Genomic DNA, 618 nt, shown 5'->3' with positions numbered 1-618 from the left:
GGTTTTCACTTTTTCCAAATCTTCCTCGAGCTCTCTTATCTCCTTTTTTAGTCTTTCTATTTTATCCACAAATACCACCCCACTATACACTTATGGATATACACCATTATGGGCTACACCCTATATATAATTATCCTTGGGAGAGGGGGCTTTCGCCCCCCTCCTAAAACCTCGCCCCCAAAAAACAACAACAAAAGGGGAAAGGATAGCTACGTAAAACGCGGCCAACCACCTGCGAGGGGATCTTTTTTCTAATGGGCCTGGCACGGCCCCCAAGAACCGAAAAGTATATATATAGGGTACTATATACTATATAGTAGTGGGTATATGGTACTACCCCATTACCCACATATCGCGGAGGTGACGCAAATGTTTGAAATGTTTGGAATCGAACCTGAAATGGCGGAAAACGGTCTACGGATAATAGAATCCTACCACCGTTGTGAACTTGGTAGGAAAATGGAGAAAATAGGCGAGCCAGATCTCGCAGCAGAAGACTACGATGAAGCCCTAATACTATACAGGGAGAATAAGGCCGCCGTTAAAGGGCTCAAGAGGGTGATAGACAAAATACAGGATCCAGTATACAGGAGAGTACTCATAAAAACAAGAATAAAC

1 protein-coding gene is annotated in these 618 nt (G+C 43.5%); it reads left to right on the top strand.

The window, feature by feature from the left end:
• Window positions 1-369: 369 nt before the first annotated feature.
• Window positions 370-618 (top strand): hypothetical protein (locus H5T45_07720; GenBank protein ID MBC7129585.1); only part of this gene is annotated, 249 nt, incomplete at its 3' end.

Source organism: Thermoplasmatales archaeon (assembly GCA_014361245.1).
GTDB lineage: Archaea > Thermoplasmatota > E2 > UBA202 > JdFR-43 > JACIWB01.
Note: the sequence above shows the minus strand (reverse complement) of the source record. Positions and strands in the feature narration are given on the sequence as shown.